This is a genomic window from Stenomitos rutilans (genome assembly GCF_059505485.1).
In genome coordinates this window covers 30,882-56,071 of record NZ_JCACKR010000082.1, presented here as the reverse complement: position 1 = coordinate 56,071, position 25,190 = coordinate 30,882, and the positions used below count along the sequence as shown (strand labels likewise).

Below are 25,190 nucleotides of genomic sequence, written 5' to 3'. Positions count from 1 at the left end.
GCTAAAAGATTTGTCGTTAGTCAACCAGGATTAAACGGTTAGGCTTTTAGCCTGCATGACTGGGCTTAGAACTAGCTCAACTGAGCTTAGAGATGGCACGACTGAGTTTTGAGCCTACATGACTAGGCTTGGAGATAGCACGACTGAGTTTTGAGATGGCACGACTGGCCTTGAAGATGGTACGACTGAGCTTAGAACTAGCATGACTGAGTTTTGAGCTTGCGTGACTGAGCTTGGATATAGCACGACTGAACTTGGAGATGGCATGACTGAGTTTAGAACTAGCACGACTGAGTTTAGAACTAGCACGACTGAGCGTTGAGGTCGAGAGGTCGAGCTTAAAGCTTGAAAGGTCGAGGGTTGCCGTTAGAAAACCGAGGTTTAAGCTCAAAAGCGCCTGCCTTCTGCCTCTGAACTCCTGCTCCTGACTCTCATCGGCTAACGCTCTGGCAGTCTGTCCCCTGAATTCTGTCTCTCTACAAAGCTCTCCTGATTGTGTACGGTTAGCTCATTCACTTGCCTCGATTCGCCAACAACTGTCGATCGAATCACCCGTTGGGCGCAGAAAGCTGGTAGCGTTTGAGCAAGACCTGATGCAGACCTTGAGGGAGAGCGAGACTCAACATGCGAATTTTGTTTGTTGCCGCAGAAGCAGCGCCGATCGCGAAAGTTGGCGGGATGGGGGACGTCGTGGGGGCGCTTCCCAAAGTGCTGCGAAAAATGGGCCACGATGTGCGGATCTTTCTGCCCTACTACGGTTTTCTACCCGACAAAATGACGGTGCCTAAAGAGCCGATCTGGTCGGGAAATGCCATGTTTCAGAGTTTTGATGTGTACGAAGCGGTGCTGCCTGGGACGGATGTGCCGCTATATCTCTTTGGGCATCCTGCCTTTCTGCCAAGGCATATCTACGCTGGGGATATGGAAGAGTGGCGCTTTACGCTCTTTGCTAACGGAGCGGCTGAATTCGCCTGGAACTACTGGAAGCCCGACATTATGCACTGCCACGACTGGCACACGGGCATGATTCCCGTCTGGATGCACCAGTCGCCCGATATTTCGACCGTCTTCACCATTCACAACCTGGCGTATCAGGGGCCGTGGCGCTGGAAGCTGGAGCAGATGACCTGGTGCCCGTGGTATATGCAAGGGCATAACACAATGGCAGCAGCGGTACAGTTTGCCGATCGCGTCAACACCGTCTCGCCCACCTATGCCCAGCAGATTCAAACTGCGGCCTATGGCGAATCGCTGGAAGGATTGCTGTCGTTTATTAGCGGTAAGCTATCTGGGATTGTGAACGGCATTGATGTTGAGTCATATGATCCAACGATCGACAAGAGCCTGACGCAGACTTTTACAGCCGACACGCTCGATCAGCGCAAAGCTAACAAGATTGCTCTGCAAGAAGAGGTTGGATTGGAAGTTAATTCGGGTGCCTTTTTGATTGGCATGGTCACCCGACTCGTCGAACAGAAGGGTCTGGATCTGGTACTCCAGGTTTTGGATCGCTTTATGGCGTATACCGATGCTCAGTTTGTGCTTTTGGGTACGGGCGATCGCTACTACGAAACTCAAATGTGGCAGTTGGCCTCGCGCTATCCAGGTCGTATGTCTGTGTATCTGCTATTTAACGAAGCCTTGTCGCGCCGGATTTATGCAGGCAGCGATGCATTCTTGATGCCGTCTCGTTTTGAGCCATGCGGCATTAGTCAAATGCTGTCGTTGCGGTATGGTTGTGTGCCGATCGTGCGTCGTACAGGTGGGCTGGTTGATACCGTTGAACCGCACGATCCTGCCAATGATAAAGGGACGGGCTATGCGTTCGATCGCTATGAACCGCTCGACCTTTACACTGGCATGGTGCGGGCATGGGAAGGCTTTCGGTTTAAAGACGCGTGGCGCAAACTGCAACAGCGAGGCATGGCAGCAAACTTCAGTTGGGATAAATCCGCCGTTGAATATAACAAGCTGTATCATGATGTGCTGGGATTGCCTCTCGAAGAGACGAAGCTGCCCACACTAACCGCGCTGACATCACAACACGCCTCTTGAGCAACAAATGGCTGAATTCTAGAAGCGAAAAGCCTGTAGAAAGAACCAGCATCAGCGTGGACAGAGACTAAATCGTCTGATTCTGGTCTTGCTTTCAGCACTGCCACGACAGAAACTTTCTGTATTGGTTGGTGTCATTAAACCTATCGCGTTTCTCTTTCGCTACTCCATGTCAACGCCTTTTTCTCAACGGTGGGCTGTACTGCTCGCCATGCCTCTGGCCCTTAGCACCCCTGTCATTCACCTGGCGACTGCAACAGCCGCTAACCATCATCTGACTGCAACCGTTCAATTACCCCTTCAAGACGCGTTTGGAGCACCTACGCTTGTGGCAGAGCGATCGTCTAGTTTGATCACACGGCGATCGACTAGCCTGCTCGCCCAGCGATCGCGCATTCAGCGAGTGCGGTTTGCTCCTGGCGCAGATTCTGCCACGATTAAAACGAGCGTTTTGAATGGAACGCGAGACCTGTATCTTGTCGGTGCCCAAAAAGGGCAGATAATGAGCATCCGCATCGTCTCATTGGAAGACAACGCAGTGTTTGATATCGTTGCACCACCCAATGGCGCAGGCAAGCGGCAGACCTTGAAGCAAGAAGCGTTCACCTGGAGTAGCACCCTACCCGAAACAGGGGACTACCAGATCGTGGTAGGTTCCACGCGCGGCAATGCCAGCTATCGCTTACAAGTCACCATTCGCTAAATTGCGTCAGCGCAAGACCTCCGAATTTCTCAAGGAAGTCGGAGGTCTTGGGCGTGTTTTGCTGTTGCCTATTTCGCTGTGCAAACGAGATTAAAGACTGTATTCTGAATTGTCGTCTTAAAGTCGGGGTCGCCGGGGGCTGGATTGGTTGTTAGCCCTACTTTCACTGGATTGCTGACGCGCCCCAAGCGGAAGAGGCTACCAATATCTCTACGGAAAAGTTCTTTTGCCGACAGCTGCCCTGTAACAGTATTGGGATCACCATTTATCAGTGTGGTCACTTCAAGATCGTGGAAGTCTTCAAAGTTGACAAAATTATTCCAAAGACTGGTTGCTGCCAGTGTGTCCCACAGGAAAAGCGTGTCGAAGACGAACACACCTGGAGCCGGACTGTTCGCAAACTGAAGGTTTTGGATAAATTGGGCTGGAGCAGTGGCGCATTGAGAGGGATTATTTCTCAAACGATCGCCAAACCCTTGCAGCCTTGCGGAGTCTGTTGCGTTTAAGGGTACGATCGTCACCGGAATTTTGGAGTTAAGCACTTTAGCCAGTGCCACAGCATCAATCCAAAAATTAAATTCGGCGTTGTTGAGTGAGTTAAAGGCTTTCTTATGTTCCCCTGTTTGAATGTCCTGGAAATTTGTGCCAGGGAAGGGTAACTGGTGCATGCCAAAGATATGTTCTCCAGCCTGAAAATAGATATTACCGGCTGTCCAGGTTGGGAAGGGTTCATTTAACCGATAATTGCCGTTTGCATCAAAATTATCGGCTTTGTTGGTATCCCAAGCACCGCCCATAAAGCGGGTTGAAATAACGTTGCTCAGGTCAGCAAGTTTAATCTTCCGAGGGCAGCCATATTCTTTGGGCTTGCGCTCAATTTTAGCGTAGGCTCTGGCTAAATTCGTCACAGGGCCAACCGAGAGAATCGTTAAAGGGTTCTGATCCTGATATGCTTTGCAGATCGATTCCGCGATAAAGTCAGAGGCTTTTTTGCGCGATCGGATGAGATCCAGTTCAGGCAGATTAAAGGTGGTCAATGCCTTCTGTGCATTGGGTAAAACATATTTCAATGTTTCGTCACGAAAAGGTCGGTTAAACTCATTCCAGCAAACAATATCGCGTTCCGAAAAAACAAACTCTTTGTGAAAAAGGCATGGTTCTAGCGCAGCTTTCCCCCCCACTGGCAACTGCACTTTGACACGCGTTCTACCTGTACCAGAAACAGGTTTACCAAACTCATCTGCCTCATTAGGTACTGAAAGCAGAGCGGTGCGTTCATCGCAGCCAGTGTAGATTTTTGCGCGATCGTATTGAGCCAGCGAAAGAATTTTTTGCGTAATACCATTGATCGTTCCTTCTTCAGCACTAAAGCTTCCCAAGAGCGCTTGTTTACGTTCTGGGTAACCATTAGAGCCGTTGCAATACGATTCTCCATTGGGTGCTGTTGTGACACCAATGAGCTTAACTGGGGGTGCTTCTCCCTGTGAAGCAAGGGCTAAAACAAGAACAGAATAATAATCTTCAAATCCGCCATCATGGTCAAGAATCACGCGCACGGGTTTAGCAGCAACCGCAGATGGTGAGCAAACAATACCTGCAATGCTTGTTAATAATAGACCTGCAAGCAGGGCTTTGAGAGTGGAACGAACCATAGGTAGATCCTCACGCTTTGTAGGCGATAGCGATTAGTTGAACGATCGATTCTCTACTGGATACGTGTATTCTTTTCTCAGCAAATTCTAATCAAAAAAGAGATATTGAATGCATGTTGAATCAGCCGCTTTTTCGATTCAAATGAGCCATTGAGGAAGAAGACACCGCGATACAGCATTGAGGTAACAGAGCTGCTTTGTCTATACAGCAAACAGTCTGGTTGCAAAAGAACCAGCATTTAACCAACAATTCAGTATGTTAAAGAGCATTCAAAACATCATATTCGTAAGCGCTATGCAATAAAGTTCAGGTGATAACAAATTCCAAACTTTAAAGAACTTAAATGCTAAACCTGGGCTCTTTAAAGAAACGTTGAATTAGCCGTAATGGTGGTTGCAAAAATCTTTTTTTAATGCATTGCTTTGATCGGCACGTTTAGGAGTCGATCGCTAATTTGCTGGCGGGTAAAACGCGACGAATTTCGGCGATCGTCGTGATCCCGGTTGTCACTTTGGCGATCGCGGCTTTGCGGAAGGAATCAAACCCACGCTGGTTGAGATAGTCCATCAACGCACTTAACGAGCCGTCATAGATTAATTGGCGCACCGTTGCATCCACATGCAGCAGTTCAATAATGGCTTCCCGTCCCGCATAGCCAGACCCAAAGCAATGCGAACACCCGCGTCCGTGCCGCCAAGCATGGGGATTTGCTTCTGCTAGACTGATACCCAAGATTCCTAAATCGCTTTCAGTCGGCGTGTAGGGTTCGGCGCAGTGAGGGCAAAGGCGACGCACTAGGCGCTGGGCAACGACTCCCAGTAGCGCATCACTGATTAAACCGGGATCAGGGCCAACATCTCTCAGACGTGGAATGGCACCCACCGCATCGTTTGTGTGCAGGGTTGTAAGGACTAAATGTCCCGTCAAGGCGGCTCTTACTGCCGTTTCTGCGGTTTCGCCATCGCGGATTTCACCCACCATAATAATGTCGGGGTCTTGTCGCAGAATGGCTCGCAGTCCAGCCGCAAAGGTCATACCAGCCACCTCATTCACTTGCGTTTGCGTGATGCTGGGCAAGATATATTCCACTGGATCTTCAACCGTAACGACGTTAACGTGCTCGGTTGCGATCGCTTGCAGGCTAGTGTAAAGCGTACTGGTCTTCCCAGATCCTGTTGGCCCCGTAAAAATGATCATGCCTTGCGGTTGCTGAAGCCAGCTTTGATAGAGCGCTAGCGCTTTTTCGGTAAACCCCAAATCATCCATGTTCGAGAACGGATTTTGTCGAGGTAACAGGCGAATCACGGCTTTTTCACCACCGATGCAAGGCAGCGTACTCACCCGCAAATCCAGATCCAGGTTTGTTGCAGCGGTTGAGGTGTACTGTTCGCTAATGCGGGCATCTTGCGGTCGTCGGCTTTCCGAAATGTCCATGTCTGCCATGACTTTCAGTGCGACGATCGTTCGCCGACTCACCGCTAACGGCAACATCGTCACATCGCGCAAAATGCCATCAATCCGATAGCGCACCCGCAAGCCCTCTGTTGTTGGTTCCAGGTGAATGTCGCTCACCCGGTTGCGGACGGCACTGGCAAGAATGGCTTTGATTTGGGCAATCTGGTTGTCGGCTTGCGATAGATCAAAGTCTGCTGCCCTGGTATAGGTTTCTGATGGAGGTGTTTCGGCAGAGGGCACGATCGCCTCTATTCCGGCATCCGTCACGCGCTCAAGCTGTTCCACTCTGGCGACAGCTTGTTTGTAAAGCCGAGGTTGCCGCTGACGCACTGCCTGCACGCGTGCTGGTGCTTTGGGCCGTGATCGGCGGTCGATCGCCACTTTGAGCAAGGGCACCTGGAGAACCAGCACCCAAAACAGATACAGATATTTTTGATGCAGCAACTCCTGAAGCAGGGCATCGAATGGTGAAGCAGGGTGGCTTGCTATCTGGGCTTGTGCCTTGTAGCTCTCGACTGAGGGAAACTGCGGTGCAGGGGTGGCTGGGCGTGATGGACGCGGCTGAGGTGCAAAGCGAGGAGTAGTCCGCTCTTGTGGCAGCGATCGCGGCAACGGTAGGGGCAGAGGCTGAGACAGCGAGGGTGGTTTCAGCTTAGAGGCAATTTTCCTGCGTGGCGATCGCTGAGGCTGACGGGTTGCAGGTGGGCGAGGCACTGGCAAAACATCTTCACTTGCGGGCGTTTGGTCAGGAACAAGCCGTCCAGAGGGTAACGTTGGTCGCTGGTTTGCAGGAGGTTTGCCAGCAGGGGGCTGAGCGACTGGCACAGTAGGTACAGGCAACGGCGTCGGGGCAGACGATCGCGGAGTCGGCTTAGTCACTGGCTCATCTTCATCCGCAGCGTCATCGGGATCAACCGCCACAGGCAGAGATGGGGCTGGGCGCACAGCAGGCTTTACTGGAGAGCTTGTCGTACCTGTTTGAGGCGGTTTTTTACCACACAATCGTGCGACATCCTGTGTACTCTGTCCTTCAATGCGCAAGTAGCACGGAGAATCATAATCCCCGATGTTTTGTGCCGACGCCTGAGGCTGTGCCAATGCCTGAAGCACGATCGCAGGCAACACGATCGGTATCACAGTGCTGGTAAGCGCGATTAGCCGCAGAAATCGGAGCATTGCACCAAACGAGAGATAGATCCAGGTGACCCGTTGTAGTCGATCGCGATCGCCTGCACATTAGAGGCTTCAAGCCATTCAACTTACAAGCTTGAGAATAGCAAACCGACATTAAAACCCAGTAATGTTGTGAATTTTATCTATTTCCGCTCACCACTGTGTAGCGATCGCTCCAATCGAACCATCATGAAACCAAATTCTGGGATCTTGAAGAACTCTAGGGGCTGTCATCAATGACGATACACAGTACTTGCATCAATGGTTTCAGCCCCTAGCTGTGTGTTAGAGCGGGCGCGATCATGCTGATACCGCAAGGTTTTGGAGCTAATTGATGACACGCCCTGGCGTGTTGTTAGACTCGTTGCAGAACGACCACCAAGCATCATGACCAACTCACAGCTTGTAGACTTTTACTTAGGGCAACGTCCTGATACAGAAGGACGCACCCTTGAGAGCATTTGGGCATGGGATAATGTGCGGCTTGAAGAAGAGCATGACTATATTCAATGGCTCTTTCCGCTCGTTGAAAAGAGCCGCTTTAATCCAAACGCGCCCGTGCTAACAGCGGTTGACAGACAAATGTTTAACGCCAGCGACACCCTCAAAACTCGCTTGTTAACCTCGTTCAAACGTATGTTGCAGTTCTACGGCTTGCAATGCCCTGATAACATGGCTGCAAGCAGCATTACAGTGGCTGACACCTTTTCAGAAAGGCGAGACGATTGGTTGCATTGGGGTAATCACAACCATCTTCGCATCACCAGAATGTTGACCAGTCTACGGCTACTGGGGTTAGACGCTTACGCAAAAGCATTTTTTCAATGTTTAACCCAACTCTATCAAGCGGAGCCTGATACCATCGATCCTCGTAGCTATGCGTTCTGGAAAGATGCCGTCAGCAAAGCGCTATAGTCCTTTACAGAAGCGTTCAGTGATATGGAACGTTTGATTCCAGAGATCGTGATGAATTTAGTGGTGATTCGCGCCGCTGCTTTAGAACGATCGCTCCGTTTCTACACCGCATTGGGATTATCCCTGGTTCGTGAGCAGCATGGCTTTGGGCCAGAACACCTAACCGCGACTCTCGGTACAGTTGTGCTAGAGATCTATCCACAAGGCAATTCAGAGCCTACGATCGGAGTCCGCCTCGGCTTTCGGGTCAACTCTTTAGTCACGACGATGGCACGAATAAAGGCAGTGGATGGCGCAATCGTAATGCCTATACAGAAGAGTGAATGGGGCTTACGGGCTGTGGTGTCTGATCCAGATGGACATCGGGTTGAGTTGATTGAAGCGCACAATTCAATGAGTGATGAGCCTGAGTAGACAGAATAATTTTTTGACGCAAGAGACCTTGCCAGTGCGCGTTTCAACTTCAAGACGTTCCAGCATTCAAGACATTCCAACGTTTAAGGGAGTTAGCCCATGACTATACAAACGACTCAGCTTCCGATTCCCACCTTTTTTGATCCAGCCCGTGTGGGTGAAGTGTGGCGGGTGCCCTATGGCGATCGAGCGGCTCAGGCGATCGACTGGGCCACGCAACACCAGTTACAACCAGCAGCAATGGACAAAACCCGTATTTGCTTGTTGATTATCGATGCTCAAAACACCTTTTGCATTCCCGACTTTGAACTGTTTGTGGGTGGGCGATCAGGCATGGGTGCGGTTGAAGACAACGTGCGACTGTGCGAATTTATCTACCACAACCTGGGCGTGCTGACGGCGATCGTGCCCACAATGGATACGCACAGTGCAACCCAAATCTTCCATCCCATCTTTTGGGTCGATGAGGCCGGGAAGAACCCAGCACCGATGACGATGATTGCGTTTGATGAGGTGAAAGACGGTAAGTGGACGGTGAATCCCGCGATCGCGTACAGCCTTGCCCACCACAACGTTGCTACGCTTCAAGCCTTTGCCCTCCACTACACCAAGCGCCTCACTGACAACGGCAAATATCCTCTCACCGTTTGGCCCTATCACTCCATGCTGGGCGGTATCGGTCATGCACTGGTGTCTGCGGTGGAGGAAGCCTGCTTTTTCCACAACATTGCCCGCAGCAGCCAAACCCACTTTGAACTGAAAGGCAGCAATCCCCTCACCGAAAACTACTCCGTGCTGCGTCCCGAAGTCATGGACGGTGCCGATGGTGGCGCGATCGCTCAAAAGAACACCTCTCTCATCCAAACACTGCTGGACTTTGATGCTGTCGTCATCGCAGGGCAGGCCAAGAGCCATTGTGTTGCGTGGACGATCGACGACCTGCTAACCGAGATCCAGGCGCACGATCCCGCTCTAGCCAAGAAAGTCTACCTCTTAGAGGACTGCACCTCTCCCGTCGTTGTCCCCGACATTGTAGACTTCACCGACCAGGCAGACGCAACCTTTCAACGCTTTGCCCATGCTGGAATGCACCTGATTCAGTCAACCAACACCCTGACGATCGCCTAATTTTTCCTACTCCCCAATCCCATTCCCCATTCCCCCCACCCTACTCCGCCATCTCCATCCTCGCTTGAATCCCCTGGCTGCTCAACGTCTGCATCAACTGGTCAGCTTTTGCACGATCGCCAAACGCACCCACTTGAATGAGCGATCGACCCTTAATCGATGTCCGAAAGGCATTGGGAAACGCGGCCCGTAGCTGTGTTTGCTGGCGATCATCCGCATCGACTACCACCCGGTAGGGCAACTTCACCGCTGCACTCGCACTACCCGATCGATAGACCATTGAAGCGCCACCCACATTACCGATTGGGGCATTCGGGTCGGGCACAGGCAGCAACCCTGCATTCGTTAATGGCACAGGCCGAAATGATGCCGCTTGAGTACTGGTCACGGTCGTCATCGCCACAACGGGTCGAGGAGCTGATCGCCTTTCTGGTTCAGGCACTGGAATTTCCACCGCACCTGAGCGTTTCACAGAAAGGGGCACTTGGGCTGGCAGTGGAGCAGGCTGATTAAGATTCGCCGTGAGGTTGGCAGTGGAGCCACGGTTCAAGGCTACGGGTAGACGAGCGATCGGCCTGCTTAAACGTGGTGTCACTACGGCTGGAGGCAACGTGGCGCTGAATGATGGCGCTGATGGCTGTGCTGCTTGTGGCGCAGACGTTGGTGGTGCAACCGCAACCCTCACAATCTGGACAGGGCGGGATAAAGGCTTCGGCGAGACACCAGACAACGCGGTTGGTACTGGAAAGCCAGGATCTGTCAGGGCACTGGCTGGTGCCGCAACCGCCACCACAGGTACGCCTGGGCGGGTTGACGACATCAATGGTTGAGTCGCTGGCACTGGAAAGGTTGATGCTGAGATGTCGTTGCCTGGTGACGCACGATCGACCCCTTCAGAGGATTGTTGCATTGGTTGGAGGGCTACTGGAGCACTACCATTCACCGGGCGATCGCCTTCTAAGCGTTGCCCAAAGGGAATCGTTTGACTTGCGGCGCTCGCAGATGTTGCTGACTTCTGGGCGCGAACCGGAGCCTTACTTCCAGAGGTGGATTTGTCGGCACTCGCGGGCGATGGCACCCCAGCCGAGAGCGCCACTAACCGACTGCTGCCAGAAGACGAACCTGTAGCAGCCCACGGTGTGGCAGCACCGGGTGACACCGCTCCCAGGCTAGTGCCTGCTAAATCCAGGCTGCCGCTGATTTTGTCCACATCATTTCCAAATGCTGGAATTTGCTGGCTTGCCCCTTTCACGTTGACATCAAACTGACCATTGTTGCGAAAGGAGTTAGCCCCCGGAGCGGCAGCAGTGCCCAAATTAGGGCGTGCCTGGGCGATCGCCACCAGGCCATCCCGCTGATTCCCCTCTACCGAATTGCCTTGCAACACGGGCTGCGCGCTTGCCTGCACCACAATCCCATCTTTATTTTGGGTAATGCGATTGCCTACCAGCAGGGGGGTGGCCTTCTGGTTAATGTTGATGGCAAACCCAGTTTGTTCAAAGATATTCTCCCGCACCTCTGACTGCGACGTGCCATAGATCGTGATGCCATTCGCGCCGTTCTGGTAAAAATAATTGTTGCGAATCAGCGGCGAACCATTGCCCATGACCGAGATGCCATCGTGCCCGCTTTCCGTAAAGGTGCTATCTACAATGGCAGGACTGGTGGACTCAATCCACACACCGTAGCCCTGCGGATCAGGATTTTTGACCGTCACCCCAGCCAAAATGGCCCGATCGGCTCCCACGATCGCCACTTTCTGCCGCGCAAACGCAGGACTTAGAATAAAGCCACTGCCCTGAATCACAATGCCCTGGCCTCGTGTTTCGGTATTGCCCTGCACCGTTACCTCTGGCTTGAGGCGCAGCGGAAACCGTTCGCCTGTCTCCTGGCTGTAGGTTCCTGGCGACAAGAGAATGACTGTACCCGCTTGAGCCACCTGCAATGCCTGCGTCACGGTCTTAAACGGGGCACGATCGCTCCCATCTGCTGTGGCATCATTGCCCGCCACTGGATCGACCAGCAGAACGGTTTGAGCAACGCTGCTGGTGGGTGCCGCAGCAAGGTTAGGGGCTGCAAAGTCAGCAGCAGAAACCGCTTGAGCAATGGCTGAAGTTTGGCTTCGATCGAGCAACGTCAGCGTTGCACAGCCAGCAACAATTAAAAGACAAACGGATGAACAGTGCCGCTTGGGCCAGGGCTTGGTGACGAAGTAAGGCATTGTAAGAGCAGTCATGAGAGGAGCGATTGAGGATCAACGTGCAGAAGCCGCAACGTGATCCACCAGATAGTGGTTCAAAGCAACTAAAAACCAGCTCAAAGCCTGACGGCAATTGAACTTGAAGGGAACGTGCGCTGAACTCTGGTCAACTTTACTCGATCCTTTTGTGTTTGAAACACATAATTTTGTGCAGCAATGAGAAGAAGGTATGGCGCTTCTCTTTGATTTGTGAAAGTTGCTTCAGACTAGCTTTCAGCTTTCTAGACTAGGCTGATCACTAGAAGCTGAAAGCTTAAACCATCACATGCTGCTCATGAATGATTTAGAGCTGCTTAGAAGACAAAGAGTAAGAAGCGTCAAGGAAAAAGCCGCTAGCTTCATTCACGCACTCCTGATTCTCTTTAATCAGTCTTCAATACTCATTGATGAGCCTGTTAAGACTGAGAAGTGAGGTGGGGATGCTCATGAATGAGCCTGTCAAGACTGATTAATGAGGTGGGGATACTCATTAATGAGTTCTAGAGGCTCGTAAATGAGTCCTACAATGCTCGTGAATGAGGTCTGGAGACTCATTAAAGTCGATGCGATGCTCGTGAATGAGGTCTGGAGACTGGTGAATGAGTCTTTGCGATTCATGAATGAGGTCCGTGATACTCATTTACGAGTCTCCAAGCCTCACGACTGAAGATTAGAAACTGCATTCCTGAGCCTGCGACAGTCTTAAAATGCTGCTTGACCGCCAAGACCCTATAGATCAGTTGGGTTAAACCTGGTGGAACTCTGAAATCTGCTCGCTACCAGGCTCCCACTTGGGAACCAGAAGGCACCTTCGAGATGCTTTGGTAAAGCAACCCAAGGCTTCTCCCCTCACCGCACAATGGAAGCAAGCGACACTCCTTACCCCTCTTCCCTCTGGCATCCCTGCTCATAACCCGATAGCCTGGAGACAGTTATCGATCGAGACTTCTATGGGCAATACAGACAGTCAGGCTCGGTTTGTGCAGCTTGCACTTTGCCGCATCTTAGATGCCAACTTAGACCGTGCTCGTGAAGGGTTGAGAACGATCGAAGAGTGGTGTCGTTTTGGCTTGGATGATGTTGCGCTGACGGATGAGTGCAAGCATTTGCGGCAGGAATTGGCGCACTGGCATACCCCTGATCTGCGTGCAGCGAGAGATACACCAGGGGATGCGGGAACGGCGTTGACCCATCCCAGCGAGGCAGAGCGATCAAGTGTTCAGGATGTGCTGCAAGCCAATTTATGTCGTGTCCAGGAGGCATTGCGCGTTTTAGAGGAGTATGGGAAAGTTCATAGCCCCGCAATGGGAGAGGCATGTAAGCAAATGCGCTACCGAGTGTATACGTTAGAAAGCAAACTGACGGCGTACACACGGCAACAGCAACTCGATCGATCGCGACTGTACCTCGTCACGTCTCCAACCGAGAATTTTTTTACCACAGTGGAAGCAGCGCTCAAGGGCGGATTAACCCTGGTGCAGTATCGGGACAAAACGGCGGATGATGACGTGCGTTTACGGAATGCCGAGAAGCTTTGCCATCTCTGTCATCGCTACGGTGCGTTGTTTATTGTGAACGATCGCGTTGATCTGGCGATCGCGGTAGGTGCTGATGGCGTGCATCTGGGGCAACAGGATATTCCGATCGCGCTGGCACGACAGTTGCTTGGCTCCCAGCGCCTCATTGGACGCTCTACACATTGTCCCGATGACCTTCATCGCGCCATTCAGGAAGGGGCTGATTACATCGGCGTGGGGCCTGTTTACGAAACACCTACAAAAGCCGGAAGACCCGCCGCAGGTTTCGACTACGTGCGCTATGCAGCTACCCATGCGACCATTCCCTGGTTTGCGATCGGGGGCATCGACACAAACAATTTGTCGGACGTCTTGGCAGCTAAGGTCAAACGTGTGGCGATCGTCCGCGCCATTATGCACGCTGAACACCCAACCCAAACAACGCAATTTTTTCTGTCTCAACTTGCTCAGGAGGCTTGAATTAAGGAAGCCCGCTCGTAACGCTCCGGATCATAAGGCAATCGGTGAATACTCAAATTTGCCCCAACTGCGCATGAATTTTCTCTACCGCTAAAGCCATTGGCTCTTCCTCCAAAAGTACAGGTGATCTCATGCATAAACCACAATGGACAAAGAATCTTCACCACCTGTTCCCAACTGCACTGTTTGCCTTTCAGCTAAAAGACTATGCTCAGCTAAACCAACAGCTTTTAAACACCATTTATCAGCTCAAGCAACTCGATCGAGGCTATGCAGCTTCAAACGTTCTGGGCTGGCATAGCAAAAGCAACTTATTTGAATTAGAAGAACTCCAACCGTTTAAGGCGTTAATAGATGCAGCCGTTTTAGAAGTCGCTCAAGCCGTTGGCTATGGCGATATTCTTATTAAACCCGCTAATTGTTGGGCAAACGTAAATTCCAAATATGCCAGTAATAAGATTCACGACCATGCCAATTGCCTGTTTAGCGGCGTTTATTATGTGAAAATGCCAAAAGATTCCGGCAACTTGATGTTCTACGATCCGCGTAGTGCCAAAGCATTCTATAAACCTCTCGTGTCAAACTTTACGGCCTATACAGCAGACGCGGTTGCCCATGCGGCAGAAGAAGGATTATTGCTCATTTTTCCAAGCTGGTTAAAGCATGGCGTAGAACCCAATTTAAGCGATGAAGACAGAATAAGTATTAGTTTTAACTACGTCTTCTAATGCCTTTCCAGATTAAGGTTAAAAGCACTGAGTCACTCAAGCGATCGGTGGAATGAAGACACTGAGCTATGCAAGAAACAAAGTTTCCACCAGCCGACATCAACAGTCCAAACATTTGGCTTTCATTACCTCTCTGGGCATTTGCCCTGACGATGGGACTGTTGAGCCGCCTCGTGATTCTCGTCAGCATGATGTTCATTGCGCCGCTCGCCTCGTCTGGCAGTACGCGACTGGCGATCGGCGATTGGCACGTTCTAGCCGGATGGGACAGCGTTCATTACCTCGGCATTGCCACTAGAGGCTACGAGTACGCAGCGGATGGCATCGGCCATAATGTCGCCTTTTTTCCCATGCTGCCGCTGCTGATTAAAGCAGGTATGAGGCTAGGCTTGCCACCAGACTTAGCAGGAGTGCTGATCAACAATGCTGCTTTTTTGGGGGCACTAATGGTTTTGGCGGGTTGGGTAGACGATCGCTATGGTCAGAAAGTGGCGCGATGGTCAGTTGCAGCTCTAGCCTGGTGCCCGTTTTCACTCTTTGGCACTGTGCTGTATACAGAAGGCTTGTTTTTACTTTGCAGTACGGCAGCCTTGCGGGCATTCGATCGTCGTCGGCATGCTTGGGCAGCGTTTTGGGGTTGCTTAGCCAGTGGCACTCGTTTGCCTGGATTGACCCTCGCACCAGCCTTTTTGCTGGTCGCCTGGAAAGAGCGGCGCTCGTGGTCTGCGTATCTTGCCGCGATCGCGTCTACAGGAGGCGTGCTGCTCTTTAGCCTCTTTTGTTGGGTGCAGTTTCACGATCCCCTGGCGTTTTTGAAGGTACAAAAAGCATGGCACCCCCTCGGACTCATTTATGGTGAAGGCTGGCTGAAGTCGTTCGTACAAATTACCCTCGGCCCCGCAACCTGGAATCAAGGCAAGATTGCTGATCCGCTGTATCCCATCGCGTTCGCAGTGCTTTGTGGCTTGGGGTGGCTATTGTGGCGCTTCCACACGCGTTTAGGCAAAAGAGTGACGTACTACGGAGCGTGCACGATCGGACTGCTGCTGTGGCTATTAGCTGGTTCGCCGCTGATTAATGTCGTCATGGTTTGGGGGAGCGTTTACTTACTCTGGCGATTTCGCCGGACACTGCCACCCGTCGCGGTCGTTTACGGATTCCTGAGCTTGGCTTTGATTTTGAGTTCAGGCAGAACGATTTCGGCTGAGCGTCATACCTACGGAGTCGTTTCGCTGGCGATCGCTTTTGGCCTGTTGCTGTCGCGCCACCCCCGTTGGGGCTTCTCAGTCTTGAGCTTTTTGGCTGTACTGCTGGTCAGCCTCTCACTTCGCTTTGCACAACACCTATGGGCTGGATAAAGATTGTGGCTAGGGACTCAATCGTAGAGCCACGTATAATTACCCGATAATCTCATACCGATTTAAAGGCATGATCACTCAAGATTGATCGCCGCGTAGGGGCACGGCATTACCGTGCCCCTACAGAATGTGCAACATTCCCCACTTAAACTGGTATCGGTAGCCTGGTCTAAATAGATTTCATAATGCTGTTAAAACCAAAAAAAAGGGAGCAAAACTGCTCCCCTCAGCCTCTCATGATAAACGAAAACTCTTCTACAGAGCCGTGCTACGAATCGGCAACCACACCGAATGCTGGAGTTTCAGTAAGCTTACGGTCTGTTTGAATGACTTTCTTAGACCTAGTGTAAACCCTGAAGCCATTCACTCAGTAAAGTCGCGGTGTAATCTCATCACGGTGCATCAAGCTTAGATAAAGCTCAGTCGAATAACCTACGTGCACACCGCAAGAGCCAATCATTGAGGCAGCAAAGACGCGGAAGAAAACACATTGTGATTTGTAGCTGTCAGCATTTCTCTCAAGGCTAATCACTGAGCGCTAAAACCCGACCAAAATCAGAGATTTTTCAACAAGCACCTTTGCTGAAACCTCAATGCGATCGCAAGAAATCAGCGATTCTAGCCACTGCTGCTTGCAAGATCGTTGGTTCATGCACAAGGGCAAATCGTACATAGCCCTCGCCAGACTTGCCAAACCCAGCACCGGGGGAAGCGGCAACGCCCGTCGCTTCAACTAATTGGGTGCAAAATTGCATGGAGTTTTTTGACCAGGGTTCTGGAAGTTTCGCCCAGACGTACATCGTGGCAACGGGCAATGGCACCTGCCAACCTATCTCGTGAAGTGCGTTAACAAACGCATTCCGACGTTGACGAAAGATTTCGATTCCTGCGCTGACCCCTGCTTGCGGTCCTGTAAGCGCCGCGATCGCTCCGTTCAAAATGCCACGATACTGATTGAAGTCCACAGCGGATTTGACCTGCCTCAAAGCGCGAATCAAAGCGGCATTGCCGATCGCGTAGCCCACTCGGAAACCGCCCATGTTGTAGGACTTCGACATCGTGAAAAACTCGATCGAAACCGTTTTTTCACGGTCTGCTTGCAGGACAGAAGGCGGCTGCACACCGTCAAACACAAAATCTGGATAGGGGAAATCATGCACCAGCACGAGAGCATGCTGCTGACAGAAGGCTACGGCTGCTTGGAAAAACGATAAGGGCGCGATCGCCGTTGTGGGATTGTGAGGATAGCTCAACACCATCATGCGTGACTGTGCCAACACCTGGGTGGGAATATCCTCAAATACAGGTAGAAAGCCACGCTCAGCCTCTAACGGCATCAGGTAAATTTGCCCACTTGCCAGGTGAACACCACTTGCATGAGAGGGATAGCCCGGATCTTGAAGTAGCGCAAAATCACCTGGGTTGAGAATGGCTAGCGGCAGATGGGCCGTCCCTTCTTGAGACCCAATCAGGGGCAGCACCTCAGTTTCTGGATCAACCGTAACGCCAAACTTTTGGGTGTACCAGGTGGCTGCTGTTTGCCGAAACGCCTGCGTCCCGTGAAACAGCAAATAGCCGTGCGTGCTGGGATCGGGGAGAGATTGCACGATCGCTTCCAGCACGTGGGGTTGGGCTGGTAGGTCTGATGATCCCAACGATAAGTCAATAATGGTTCGGCCTGCGGCTCTGGCCCTGGTCTTGGCCTGATCCATGTCAGCAAACACATTCGATTGGAGCGGTTCTAGACGTTTGGCAAATTGCATAGCGGTTGGCCGTTAGCTGTTAGCGTTCAGCTTCCAACAGAGCGTGTAGGGTAGAGGCTCTCAGTTTATCGCTTTCGCGTGACCACAACGCAGCTATAAACTCTAGTCCCCGGAACTGTCAAACCTATGTAATCCTGGCGATCGACGCTTAGCTCTGGAAAAAGCTGACGGCTGACCGCTGGTAGCCAAACCCAACGGAACGATGGCTGCTTACCAGATCTAAGCCAAATACGGATTCAGAACGCTTTCTAATTTTTGCTTACTAATCGCGCCTTCTGTGGCTTCCAACACTTCCCCAGCTTTAAACAACCGAAAGGCAGGAACGCCTTCAATCTTGTATTTGGCAACGGCTGTAGGGTTGGGATCGACCTCCATTTTGACGATTTTGATGCGATCGCCATAACTTGCTGCCAACCCGCTCACGATCGAAGTCATCAGCCGACAAGGACCGCACCAACTAGCCCAAAAGTATACCAGCACGGGTTGAGTCGCCTGCAAAACTTCTGTCTCAAACTCAGGGTCCGAAATTGTAATGACGCTACTCATACCCGCTTTGCAACCATGTCACAAGGATTCATACTTCCGTATTCTGACGTGTTTTGTGACGCAACGACAAACAGAGGTGTGAAAAAGGCTAAAGGATAAAACGACTGAGCAACAAGACCCAAGTATTGATTCACACAGTCAGGCATGAATTCACCATCCTTAGCCTTTAGCCTTCATCCTTTAGCCTTCCTTCTTACAGCTGATCGAGCTTGGTCTTGAGTGCTTCCAGTTCATCATCCACCGCCGGGTCATGCGCTTCTGTAGAAGGGGCTTTAGCCGTTGTTGGTTCTGCTGCTGTGCCAGGAAGCTGCGCCTGTGTTTGTGGTGTTCCACCCAGGAGTTGTGCTTTCATGGCTGCCAGTTCATCATCCACGCCGCTACCTGACTCCAGCATGGCAAACTGGCTTTCCAGGTCTGCACCTGCCAACTCTGCTGCGGCCTGCGATCGCGCTTCCATTTGCAGGACTTTATCTTCCATCCGCTCAAACGCACCCATCGCGCTACTGGTGCCTAACCGACCAACCGTGCTTTGCAGTTGCTCATTGGCTTTGGCAGCACTCGCCCGCGCCTTGAGCATGTCTTTCTTGGTCTTGGCCTCCGAAATTTTGCCTTCCAGAGCAATCAGGTTGCGCTTGAGGGTATCTACCATCGTGGCTTGCTGGTCAAGCTGCGTTTTGAGCGTTGCGGCGGTTTCACTATTGGTCTTCTTGCGCAACAAGGCTTCGCGTGCCAGGTTTTCATCCCCTTTTTGCAATGCCAACTGTGCCCGTTGCTGCCAATTGTTAGCCTCGGTTTGAGCCTGGTTGTACTGCTGTTGAGTGCGTTTTTGACTGGCGATCGCGCTAGCAACGGCCTGACGCAACTGCACCAGGTCTTCCTGCATGTCAATGACAGTCTGCTCAAGAATCTTTTCGGGGTCTTCTGCCTTGCTGACGACATCGTTCAGATTGGCTCTTACGACCCGGCTAACACGGTCAAATAATCCCATGACGTTCCTTTCCTTTCAGCAGTGTACGAAGTTAGCGGTGCAGGTTGAGACAGTTTCCTGTTGATCGCTCAGTGCAATAGGTCTATCTTAAGCAATGATGCTTAATCGTCCATCATTTAGGCGCTTTCATGGTTGACGATCCCGTAGCCAGCAAACGCCTCAACTCCAGTGTAGAAACTCTTAGCCACAATCGCAGGAATCGCAATGGTTTTTTAAAGGGGTGCGATCGTCGTCAAGCCCAGAAGATTAGCATAGCAATAAGCACTCCGAGACTTGGAGCCACCACGATGGTACAAACGCCTGCAAAGTCCCCAACGCTAGAAGAGTTTCTGCAACTGCCAGAGACCAAAACAGCCAGCGAATATATTAACGGTCAAATTATTCAAAAACCTATGCCACAAGGTAAGCACAGCATTATTCAAGGTGAATCCGTAAACGCCATCAATGCTGTTGTCAAACCTGAGAAAGTGGCCCGTGCGTTTCCAGAATTACGCTGTACATTTAGTGGGCGATTGACCGTACCTGATGTCGCTGTATTCATTTGGCAGCGAATCCCGCGTGATGCTGATGGTACAGTCGCCAATGTTTTTCACCTCGCCCCCGACTGGACGATCAAAATTCTTTCCCCAGATCAGAGACAGACTAAAGTCACTCGCAACATCTTGCACTGCCTTCAACACGGCACGCAAATGGGCTGGCTCATTGATCCAGAGGAAAAATCGGTGCTGGTTTACACTCCCCCTAATCAGGTCGCCGTCTTCGACGAACCAGACGATCGTTTACCTGTGCCAGACTTCGCTACTGGCTTGCAGCTTACCGTTGGTACGGTGTTTGGTTGGCTCTTAGAGTAGGTTAAGACTTACGCAAAGATCCCCGACTTCTACCGCACGGTAAGCGAGGCAGCGCTAATTTTTCGCCAGAAGTCGGGGATCTGAACACTTCACGCGTAAGTCCGGTAGGCGTTTAGATCGCGGCTTAAGCATGTGAAAAATGGTCTAGAAACGATTCAAAAGTACAGCTAAAGGTATGCGTCCAGGCACCAGCACTCATTTCCTGTTGATGTGCCCACGTTGTCTCTAAGGCGCAGCGATCGCAATCCTTCATCGACTGAAAGGACAAGAACTTGCCTAGCTTAGCCGCATACTGAAGCCCTGCGACCAAAGCAGCGATCCCACAAGCATCGATCGCTTCGACCCAGAGCAAATCTACCAGAACTGTCTCAGTGGCTTGCTCTAGCGCCTGTTCCAGCTCATGTTGTAAGTCATGGCTATTCGATGCGTTCAGCGAACCGTTAGGCTGAAGGACGAGAATACTGGGCTTCAGATCTGGCACCAGGTTCAGCCGTCTCGGAACATCAGCGTATGCAAGTACCATTGGCAGAACTCTCCTTGGCTCGATCGCAGCGATCGTCGTTTTCATAGCGCTCCCAGATGCCTTAGGGGGTAACAGCAGCTAGCTGTATCAGCAAAAAGAAGATACACTCACCTATCTACACAGTGACTGAAGACGTTTCCCTAAACGCTGTGATTGATCACTGATTGCTTGTGTTCCTCATCGACCAAAGCATTGCTGTACATCACTGAGAGCGTGTGGCACAAGTCATCTGTAGAGGTGATTTAAATTACTTCGTTGTTCTCTTTTTTCTGAAGATCATCCCTAAAGCCTCTTTCATGTCCTTTGATTCGCCTCGCGCTGGCTATACGCTGCCTGTTTTTGCTTGTGCCGCCGCGATCGCAGCGTTGCGTTGGTTACAGCATCCCCAGGCAATCACCTCTGTAACGGTAGACTTGCTTGACCCGGCAGAAACGGTAGCGATCGACGTTGAACAGGTAGCGGGTTTGCAATCTGGTGCAGCCTTAGCCATTACTCGTAGCGATCCTGGCGACAACCTGGATCTAACTCGCCATACACCGCTTTGGGCAATGGTTGCGTGGGGTGATAAAACTCAGTCAGAGTCGATCGTGGTGCACGGTGGCGAAGGGCTGGGACGACAAGCAGACGGGCAGGCAGCGATTTACGCCTACGCACGGCGATTGCTGGTAGCAAACTTACAACGGTGGCTTCAACCTGATGAGACCATTCAAGTCACGTTGATTTTGCCGGAGGGTCGCGCCCTCGCCAAACGGACATCCAACGAAGCGTTTGGAGTGGTCGAAGGGTTATCGCTACTGGGCACTACGGGCATTTCACACCCCTTGAGCGCACCCGGCCAGCTTGAGGCATTTCGAGGAAATCTGCGGCAGAAAGCGACTTGGTTCGACTGTCTGGTCTTTTGCATTGGCGAGAATGGGCTTGATCTGGCGCGTCAGGTGGGCGTGAATCCCGCTCGTCTGGTCAAAACTGCTAACTGGTTAGGACCATTACTGGTAGAAGCGGGGATGCAGGAAGTAGAGTCTGTTTTGCTGTTTGGCTATCATGGCAAGCTCATGAAGCTGGCAAGCGGCATTTTCCATACGCATTATCATGTAGCGGATGGTCGGCTCGAAACGCTGACGGCTCATGGCGCGATCGCAGGGCTACCCACAGCAGCCCTGCAAGCTCTTTTTGCGTGTGCAACGGCAGAAGATGCCTTACAGTATTTGAAAACGTTGGAGGCAGAGACCGGGCAACCCTGGGTGGAGCGAGTGTATCACCAGATCGTGGAGGCTATCGACGCTCGATCGCAGTCATATATTCAGACCCATAGCGAACGATCAGTGAATGTGGGCACGGTTTTGTTTAATCGTTCCCGCGAGATTCTGGTGAAGAGTCAAACAGGTATCGCTTTACTTGAGCAAGTTTTGTTAGTCTAGTTACAATACGCAAATTTACGCATCTCTGTTTGAAATTGCTCTGTTTTTGCAATTGACTGTTTGAAACTCACTGTTAGGGCCAAACCCTTTTAGAGCAAACCATCTGCTCTCACCGTCCACCTTCGTAGCATCCAGGACACCTCGGTGACTCTACAAACAGAACAACACTCTCAGACTGCCTCGATCGAGCACAATCGGCTTGATCGCCAAATGATTGTCATTCTGGATTTTGGCTCTCAGTATTCCGAATTGATCGCCCGCCGGATTCGAGAAACTCAAGTTTATTCCGAAGTGCTTTCCTATCGGACGACTGCAGAACAATTGAGACAGCTTAATCCCAAAGGGATCATCCTCTCAGGCGGCCCCAGTTCCGTTTACGATACTGGGGCACCTCACTGCGATCGCACCATTTGGGACTTAGGCTTACCCATCCTGGGCGTTTGCTACGGCATGCAGTTGATGGTGCAACAGCTCGGCGGCGGCGTTGAGCGCTCTGACCTGGCAGAGTATGGCAAAGCCTCACTGCTGATTGATGACCCGACCGACCTACTGACGAATGTGGAAGACGGCACCACGATGTGGATGAGTCATGGTGACTCAGTAACCCAGCTACCGAAAGGGTTTGAACTCCTGGCGCATACGGCAAATACGGCCTGCGCAGCGGTTGCAGATCATGAACGCAAACTCTACGGCGTGCAGTTTCATCCAGAGGTCGTCCATTCGATCGGCGGTCTAGCGCTCATTCGGAATTTTGTCTACCACATCTGCCAGTGTGAGCCAACGTGGACAACCGATGCGTTTGTTGAAGAAGCCATTCGTGAAATTCGCGCCAGAGTGGGCGACAAGCGAGTGCTGCTAGCTCTCTCTGGCGGAGTGGATTCATCGACGCTGGCCTTTTTACTCTATCGGGCGATCGGTGAGCAACTGACCTGCATGTTTATCGATCAGGGCTTTATGCGTAAGCTAGAGCCAGAGCGTCTGGTTAAATTGTTTCGAGAGCAATTTCATATTCCTGTTGCCTACGTGAACGCACGCGATCGCTTTCTAGCGCAAATCCAGGGTGTGACTGATCCTGAAGTCAAGCGGAAGCGGATTGGGCACGAGTTTATTCGCGTGTTTGAAGAAGAGTCGCGGCGGTTAGGCCCCTTTGACTATCTTGCACAAGGAACTCTGTATCCAGATGTCATCGAATCGGCTGACACCAACGTTGATCCCCACACGGGAGAACGAGTCGCCGTGAAGATCAAAAGCCATCACAATGTCGGTGGACTGCCCAAAGATTTGCAGTTTAAGCTCATTGAGCCGTTGCGGAAGCTTTTTAAGGATGAAGTGCGTAAAGTGGGTCGTTCGATCGGTCTGCCCGAAGAGATTGTCCAGCGTCAGCCGTTTCCCGGTCCTGGTCTAGCGATTCGGATCTTGGGCGAGGTGACGGAAGATCGGCTAGATATTTTGCGCGATGCCGATCTGATTGTGCGTCAAGAGATCAATCGTTCTGGACTCTATAACCAACTGTGGCAAGCCTTTGCCGTCCTGCTCCCTATTCGTAGTGTGGGTGTGATGGGCGACCAGCGTACCTATGCATACCCGATCGTGCTGCGCTTTGTCTCTAGTGAGGACGGTATGACCGCCGATTGGTCGCGGGTTCCTTACGATCTGCTCGAAACGATTTCAAACCGGATTGTCAACGAAGTCAGAGGGGTTAACCGCGTGGTCTACGATATTACCTCTAAGCCACCTGGCACGATCGAGTGGGAATAAAGCAGCACAAGTAAACGCGCAAACAAACCACAGAAGCAGAGAGGCGCAATCTGTTTTACACCCCTACTTCTGTGGAAAACTAGCCAAAGTCTGTGGAAAACCCAGACAAAAGCCTCACTTTCTGTGGAAAACTTCTGTTGTTAAACTCTCGTTTTCAGCAATCCTACGGTTGTGTATGAGTAAATATCAGCGCTTTAGATTATGTCGTTAGCGTATGATGCAGCCCTTAGCGTGTGAGCAACCTTAGCAGATTTGCCCATTAATGTCATCCTAATAATGCTATTCCAATGATGCGATCGCGCTTGAACCAGGCGTAACGCTAGGAGTAGGACTCTTCAGTGCTCTTCATTTTGGCTTTAGCCTTGGCAGCGCTCTTCTTGAGTGCATCTAACCGGGCTTCATACTTAGACCGCAGGCGCTTTTTAGGCGATTGCTCAATCAACACTTTTAACGCGCTACCGAGGCTCTTATAAGCATTGGGCAGCGTATAACCAAAGCGAGTTGCAAGGGCGATCGCTTTCTCATCGGCATCCAGCATTTCTTTCATGGTCTTCTCGGTACTGTTCTTCTGCCACAGCCGCCAGCCCGAAACACCGCACAGACCTAACGCCAACAGTAACAGTAGACCATCCTGCACCCAAAGCTCACCGACAGCGCCTCCCAAGCCGATCGCCAAGGCAGCCATTTCCCAGCCATCTCTGGGGATCGTATCGTTTTGGATGCGTGCCACCTCATGCCAGAATAGTAAATTGCGCTGGTCAGTAGCTAACTGTTCCCACTTCACCATGTCAATTTGAATCTCGACTTCATCCTTGCCGATTTCTTCGCAGGTGACCAGGGGTGGGTTCACGGCAGTGGTGCCCTCAACAGAAACCCAACTTTGAAGCTCCGGCGGCAGTAGGGTTCTGAGCCGCCGGAGCTCACTCATTTCAGCTTTAGCCGAGGTGGTTGCGTATGATGTCATGGTTCCGCCCAGAAAATCTCGAATTACAAAGACGCCTCCTTCGATCATAGCGATCCCAGGAAACCTTTGCCGTTCCGTTTATTCTGCAAGATCTTGCTGCCTTCACGCAAGTGCGATCGCAAAAAAATTGTGTGACTCTACCGACTTCTCGCTGGCGGTCTAACAGACTCTGATGTGGACAGCGGCCTCGATTCGCTTGAGTAGTGAGCGATCACCGCTAAGGGCACAATCAGGGTAAAAAGGGCAATGATACCCCCGATAATATTTGCGGCCCGGTTGGTCGATCGCTCAGATGGGCTGACAGACTGACTACCTGGTTCCATAAATGTTTTGATGCACTAGAGCGTTTGCTGTTGAGTCGAATGAGCAGATTGCACGACCTCTCACGATCATCTTAGCGAGTCTGCCGTGGGTAGAAGGTTGCAGCAACCAAACTCAACGTTAACACTCCAAACGCAATGGTATGGGAGGGGTAGCTGATTGACTGACAAAACTCTCGAAACCCTAACTCCTGCGTAGGCTAGGTTAGCGGTAGCGTAACCCAACAAAACCGACGCTGGT

At 51.5% G+C, this 25,190-nt stretch carries 20 protein-coding genes; 11 read left to right on the top strand and 9 right to left on the bottom strand.

Annotated elements, in window-relative coordinates; translation table 11 throughout:
- Window positions 1-624 precede the first annotated feature (624 nt).
- Both glgA and AC5JLP_RS14845 read left to right on the top strand, forming a co-directional pair.
- Window positions 625-2,055: a glycogen synthase GlgA gene (glgA, locus tag AC5JLP_RS14850; protein WP_496068700.1), complete on the top strand. Its 1,431-nt coding sequence runs from the start codon at window positions 625-627 to the stop codon at window positions 2,053-2,055.
- A 169-nt stretch (window positions 2,056-2,224) separates the two neighbouring features.
- The gene (locus tag AC5JLP_RS14845) at window positions 2,225-2,758 is read left to right on the top strand and encodes a hypothetical protein (protein WP_496068699.1); all 534 of its coding nucleotides are present in this window, start codon (window positions 2,225-2,227) and stop codon (window positions 2,756-2,758) included.
- 68 nt (window positions 2,759-2,826) lie between these two features.
- Here the strand turns inward: AC5JLP_RS14845 and AC5JLP_RS14840 are convergent, their stop codons facing one another.
- Both AC5JLP_RS14840 and AC5JLP_RS14835 read right to left on the bottom strand, forming a co-directional pair.
- Complete coding sequence (locus AC5JLP_RS14840; protein WP_496068698.1) at window positions 2,827-4,410, bottom strand: nucleoside hydrolase; 1,584 nt, start codon at window positions 4,408-4,410, stop codon at window positions 2,827-2,829.
- A gap of 436 nt (window positions 4,411-4,846) precedes the next feature.
- Complete coding sequence (locus AC5JLP_RS14835) at window positions 4,847-7,042, bottom strand: GspE/PulE family protein (protein ID WP_496068697.1); 2,196 nt, start codon at window positions 7,040-7,042, stop codon at window positions 4,847-4,849.
- A gap of 384 nt (window positions 7,043-7,426) precedes the next feature.
- Here AC5JLP_RS14835 and AC5JLP_RS14830 point away from each other — a divergent pair, with 384 nt between their 5' ends.
- From AC5JLP_RS14830 to AC5JLP_RS14820, 3 genes are all read left to right on the top strand, one after another.
- Complete coding sequence (locus AC5JLP_RS14830) at window positions 7,427-7,954, top strand: opioid growth factor receptor-related protein (protein ID WP_496068696.1); 528 nt, start codon at window positions 7,427-7,429, stop codon at window positions 7,952-7,954.
- Window positions 7,955-7,978: 24 nt separating this feature from the next.
- Window positions 7,979-8,368, top strand: a complete 390-nt coding sequence (locus AC5JLP_RS14825) for a VOC family protein (RefSeq protein WP_496068695.1) — start codon at window positions 7,979-7,981, stop codon at window positions 8,366-8,368.
- 99 nt (window positions 8,369-8,467) lie between these two features.
- Window positions 8,468-9,496, top strand: coding sequence for a cysteine hydrolase family protein (locus tag AC5JLP_RS14820; protein WP_496068694.1), 1,029 nt, complete (start codon window positions 8,468-8,470; stop codon window positions 9,494-9,496).
- Between the two features lie 40 nt (window positions 9,497-9,536).
- Here AC5JLP_RS14820 and AC5JLP_RS14815 read toward each other — a convergent pair whose 3' ends face one another.
- Entirely contained in the window at window positions 9,537-11,732 is a 2,196-nt protein-coding gene (locus AC5JLP_RS14815) for a DUF1565 domain-containing protein (protein ID WP_496068693.1), read from the bottom strand.
- An 824-nt stretch (window positions 11,733-12,556) separates the two neighbouring features.
- On the opposite strand from AC5JLP_RS14815, the gene AC5JLP_RS14810 reads away from it, so the two are divergent.
- From AC5JLP_RS14810 to AC5JLP_RS14800, 3 genes are all read left to right on the top strand, one after another.
- The gene (locus AC5JLP_RS14810; RefSeq protein WP_496068692.1) at window positions 12,557-13,732 is read left to right on the top strand and encodes a thiamine phosphate synthase; all 1,176 of its coding nucleotides are present in this window, start codon (window positions 12,557-12,559) and stop codon (window positions 13,730-13,732) included.
- Window positions 13,733-13,863: 131 nt separating this feature from the next.
- Window positions 13,864-14,460, top strand: coding sequence for a 2OG-Fe(II) oxygenase family protein (locus AC5JLP_RS14805; protein WP_496068691.1), 597 nt, complete (start codon window positions 13,864-13,866; stop codon window positions 14,458-14,460).
- 68 nt (window positions 14,461-14,528) lie between these two features.
- Window positions 14,529-15,818: a mannosyltransferase family protein gene (locus AC5JLP_RS14800; protein ID WP_496068690.1), complete on the top strand. Its 1,290-nt coding sequence runs from the start codon at window positions 14,529-14,531 to the stop codon at window positions 15,816-15,818.
- A gap of 590 nt (window positions 15,819-16,408) precedes the next feature.
- Here AC5JLP_RS14800 and AC5JLP_RS14795 read toward each other — a convergent pair.
- From AC5JLP_RS14795 to AC5JLP_RS14785, 3 genes are all read right to left on the bottom strand, one after another.
- On the bottom strand, window positions 16,409-17,581 hold the full coding sequence (locus AC5JLP_RS14795; RefSeq protein ID WP_496068689.1) for an LL-diaminopimelate aminotransferase: 1,173 nt from the start codon (window positions 17,579-17,581) through the stop codon (window positions 16,409-16,411).
- 219 nt (window positions 17,582-17,800) lie between these two features.
- Window positions 17,801-18,127, bottom strand: coding sequence for a thioredoxin family protein (locus AC5JLP_RS14790; protein ID WP_496068688.1), 327 nt, complete (start codon window positions 18,125-18,127; stop codon window positions 17,801-17,803).
- Between the two features lie 193 nt (window positions 18,128-18,320).
- Entirely contained in the window at window positions 18,321-19,115 is a 795-nt protein-coding gene (locus tag AC5JLP_RS14785; protein ID WP_496068687.1) for a PspA/IM30 family protein, read from the bottom strand.
- A 128-nt stretch (window positions 19,116-19,243) separates the two neighbouring features.
- Here AC5JLP_RS14785 and AC5JLP_RS14780 point away from each other — a divergent pair, with 128 nt between their 5' ends.
- Window positions 19,244-19,966, top strand: coding sequence for a Uma2 family endonuclease (locus AC5JLP_RS14780; protein ID WP_496068686.1), 723 nt, complete (start codon window positions 19,244-19,246; stop codon window positions 19,964-19,966).
- Window positions 19,967-20,090: 124 nt separating this feature from the next.
- Here AC5JLP_RS14780 and AC5JLP_RS14775 read toward each other — a convergent pair whose 3' ends face one another.
- Window positions 20,091-20,489 (bottom strand): STAS domain-containing protein, encoded by a 399-nt coding sequence (locus AC5JLP_RS14775; protein WP_496068685.1) that lies wholly within the window; start codon window positions 20,487-20,489, stop codon window positions 20,091-20,093.
- 296 nt (window positions 20,490-20,785) lie between these two features.
- On the opposite strand from AC5JLP_RS14775, the gene cbiD reads away from it, so the two are divergent.
- Together cbiD and guaA are read left to right on the top strand one after the other, a co-directional pair.
- Window positions 20,786-21,907 carry a cobalt-precorrin-5B (C(1))-methyltransferase CbiD gene (gene cbiD, locus AC5JLP_RS14770; protein ID WP_496068684.1) on the top strand — a complete coding sequence of 374 codons (1,122 nt, stop codon included), beginning with the start codon at window positions 20,786-20,788 and terminating at the stop codon, window positions 21,905-21,907.
- 144 nt (window positions 21,908-22,051) lie between these two features.
- Complete coding sequence (guaA, locus tag AC5JLP_RS14765; RefSeq protein WP_496068683.1) at window positions 22,052-23,665, top strand: glutamine-hydrolyzing GMP synthase; 1,614 nt, start codon at window positions 22,052-22,054, stop codon at window positions 23,663-23,665.
- Window positions 23,666-23,984: 319 nt separating this feature from the next.
- Here the strand turns inward: guaA and AC5JLP_RS14760 are convergent, their stop codons facing one another.
- Window positions 23,985-24,629: a DUF3318 domain-containing protein gene (locus AC5JLP_RS14760; RefSeq protein WP_496068682.1), complete on the bottom strand. Its 645-nt coding sequence runs from the start codon at window positions 24,627-24,629 to the stop codon at window positions 23,985-23,987.
- Between the two features lie 137 nt (window positions 24,630-24,766).
- Window positions 24,767-24,952 carry a TLTLP motif-containing protein gene (locus AC5JLP_RS14755; RefSeq protein WP_496068681.1) on the bottom strand — a complete coding sequence of 62 codons (186 nt, stop codon included), beginning with the start codon at window positions 24,950-24,952 and terminating at the stop codon, window positions 24,767-24,769.
- Window positions 24,953-25,190: the final 238 nt, after the last annotated feature.

Coding starts and splice junctions, on each gene's coding strand:
- glgA (WP_496068700.1), top strand. CDS start 625: ATGCGAATTTTGTTTGTTGCCGCAGAAGCAGCGCCGATCGCGAAAGTT.
- AC5JLP_RS14845 (WP_496068699.1), top strand. CDS start 2,225: ATGTCAACGCCTTTTTCTCAACGGTGGGCTGTACTGCTCGCCATGCCT.
- AC5JLP_RS14840 (WP_496068698.1), bottom strand. CDS start 4,410: ATGGTTCGTTCCACTCTCAAAGCCCTGCTTGCAGGTCTATTATTAACA.
- AC5JLP_RS14835 (WP_496068697.1), bottom strand. CDS start 7,042: ATGCTCCGATTTCTGCGGCTAATCGCGCTTACCAGCACTGTGATACCG.
- AC5JLP_RS14830 (WP_496068696.1), top strand. CDS start 7,427: ATGACCAACTCACAGCTTGTAGACTTTTACTTAGGGCAACGTCCTGAT.
- AC5JLP_RS14825 (WP_496068695.1), top strand. CDS start 7,979: ATGGAACGTTTGATTCCAGAGATCGTGATGAATTTAGTGGTGATTCGC.
- AC5JLP_RS14820 (WP_496068694.1), top strand. CDS start 8,468: ATGACTATACAAACGACTCAGCTTCCGATTCCCACCTTTTTTGATCCA.
- AC5JLP_RS14815 (WP_496068693.1), bottom strand. CDS start 11,732: ATGACTGCTCTTACAATGCCTTACTTCGTCACCAAGCCCTGGCCCAAG.
- AC5JLP_RS14805 (WP_496068691.1), top strand. CDS start 13,864: ATGCATAAACCACAATGGACAAAGAATCTTCACCACCTGTTCCCAACT.
- AC5JLP_RS14800 (WP_496068690.1), top strand. CDS start 14,529: ATGCAAGAAACAAAGTTTCCACCAGCCGACATCAACAGTCCAAACATT.
- AC5JLP_RS14795 (WP_496068689.1), bottom strand. CDS start 17,581: ATGCAATTTGCCAAACGTCTAGAACCGCTCCAATCGAATGTGTTTGCT.
- AC5JLP_RS14790 (WP_496068688.1), bottom strand. CDS start 18,127: ATGAGTAGCGTCATTACAATTTCGGACCCTGAGTTTGAGACAGAAGTT.
- AC5JLP_RS14785 (WP_496068687.1), bottom strand. CDS start 19,115: ATGGGATTATTTGACCGTGTTAGCCGGGTCGTAAGAGCCAATCTGAAC.
- AC5JLP_RS14780 (WP_496068686.1), top strand. CDS start 19,244: ATGGTTGACGATCCCGTAGCCAGCAAACGCCTCAACTCCAGTGTAGAA.
- AC5JLP_RS14775 (WP_496068685.1), bottom strand. CDS start 20,489: ATGGTACTTGCATACGCTGATGTTCCGAGACGGCTGAACCTGGTGCCA.
- cbiD (WP_496068684.1), top strand. CDS start 20,786: ATGTCCTTTGATTCGCCTCGCGCTGGCTATACGCTGCCTGTTTTTGCT.
- AC5JLP_RS14760 (WP_496068682.1), bottom strand. CDS start 24,629: ATGACATCATACGCAACCACCTCGGCTAAAGCTGAAATGAGTGAGCTC.
- AC5JLP_RS14755 (WP_496068681.1), bottom strand. CDS start 24,952: ATGGAACCAGGTAGTCAGTCTGTCAGCCCATCTGAGCGATCGACCAAC.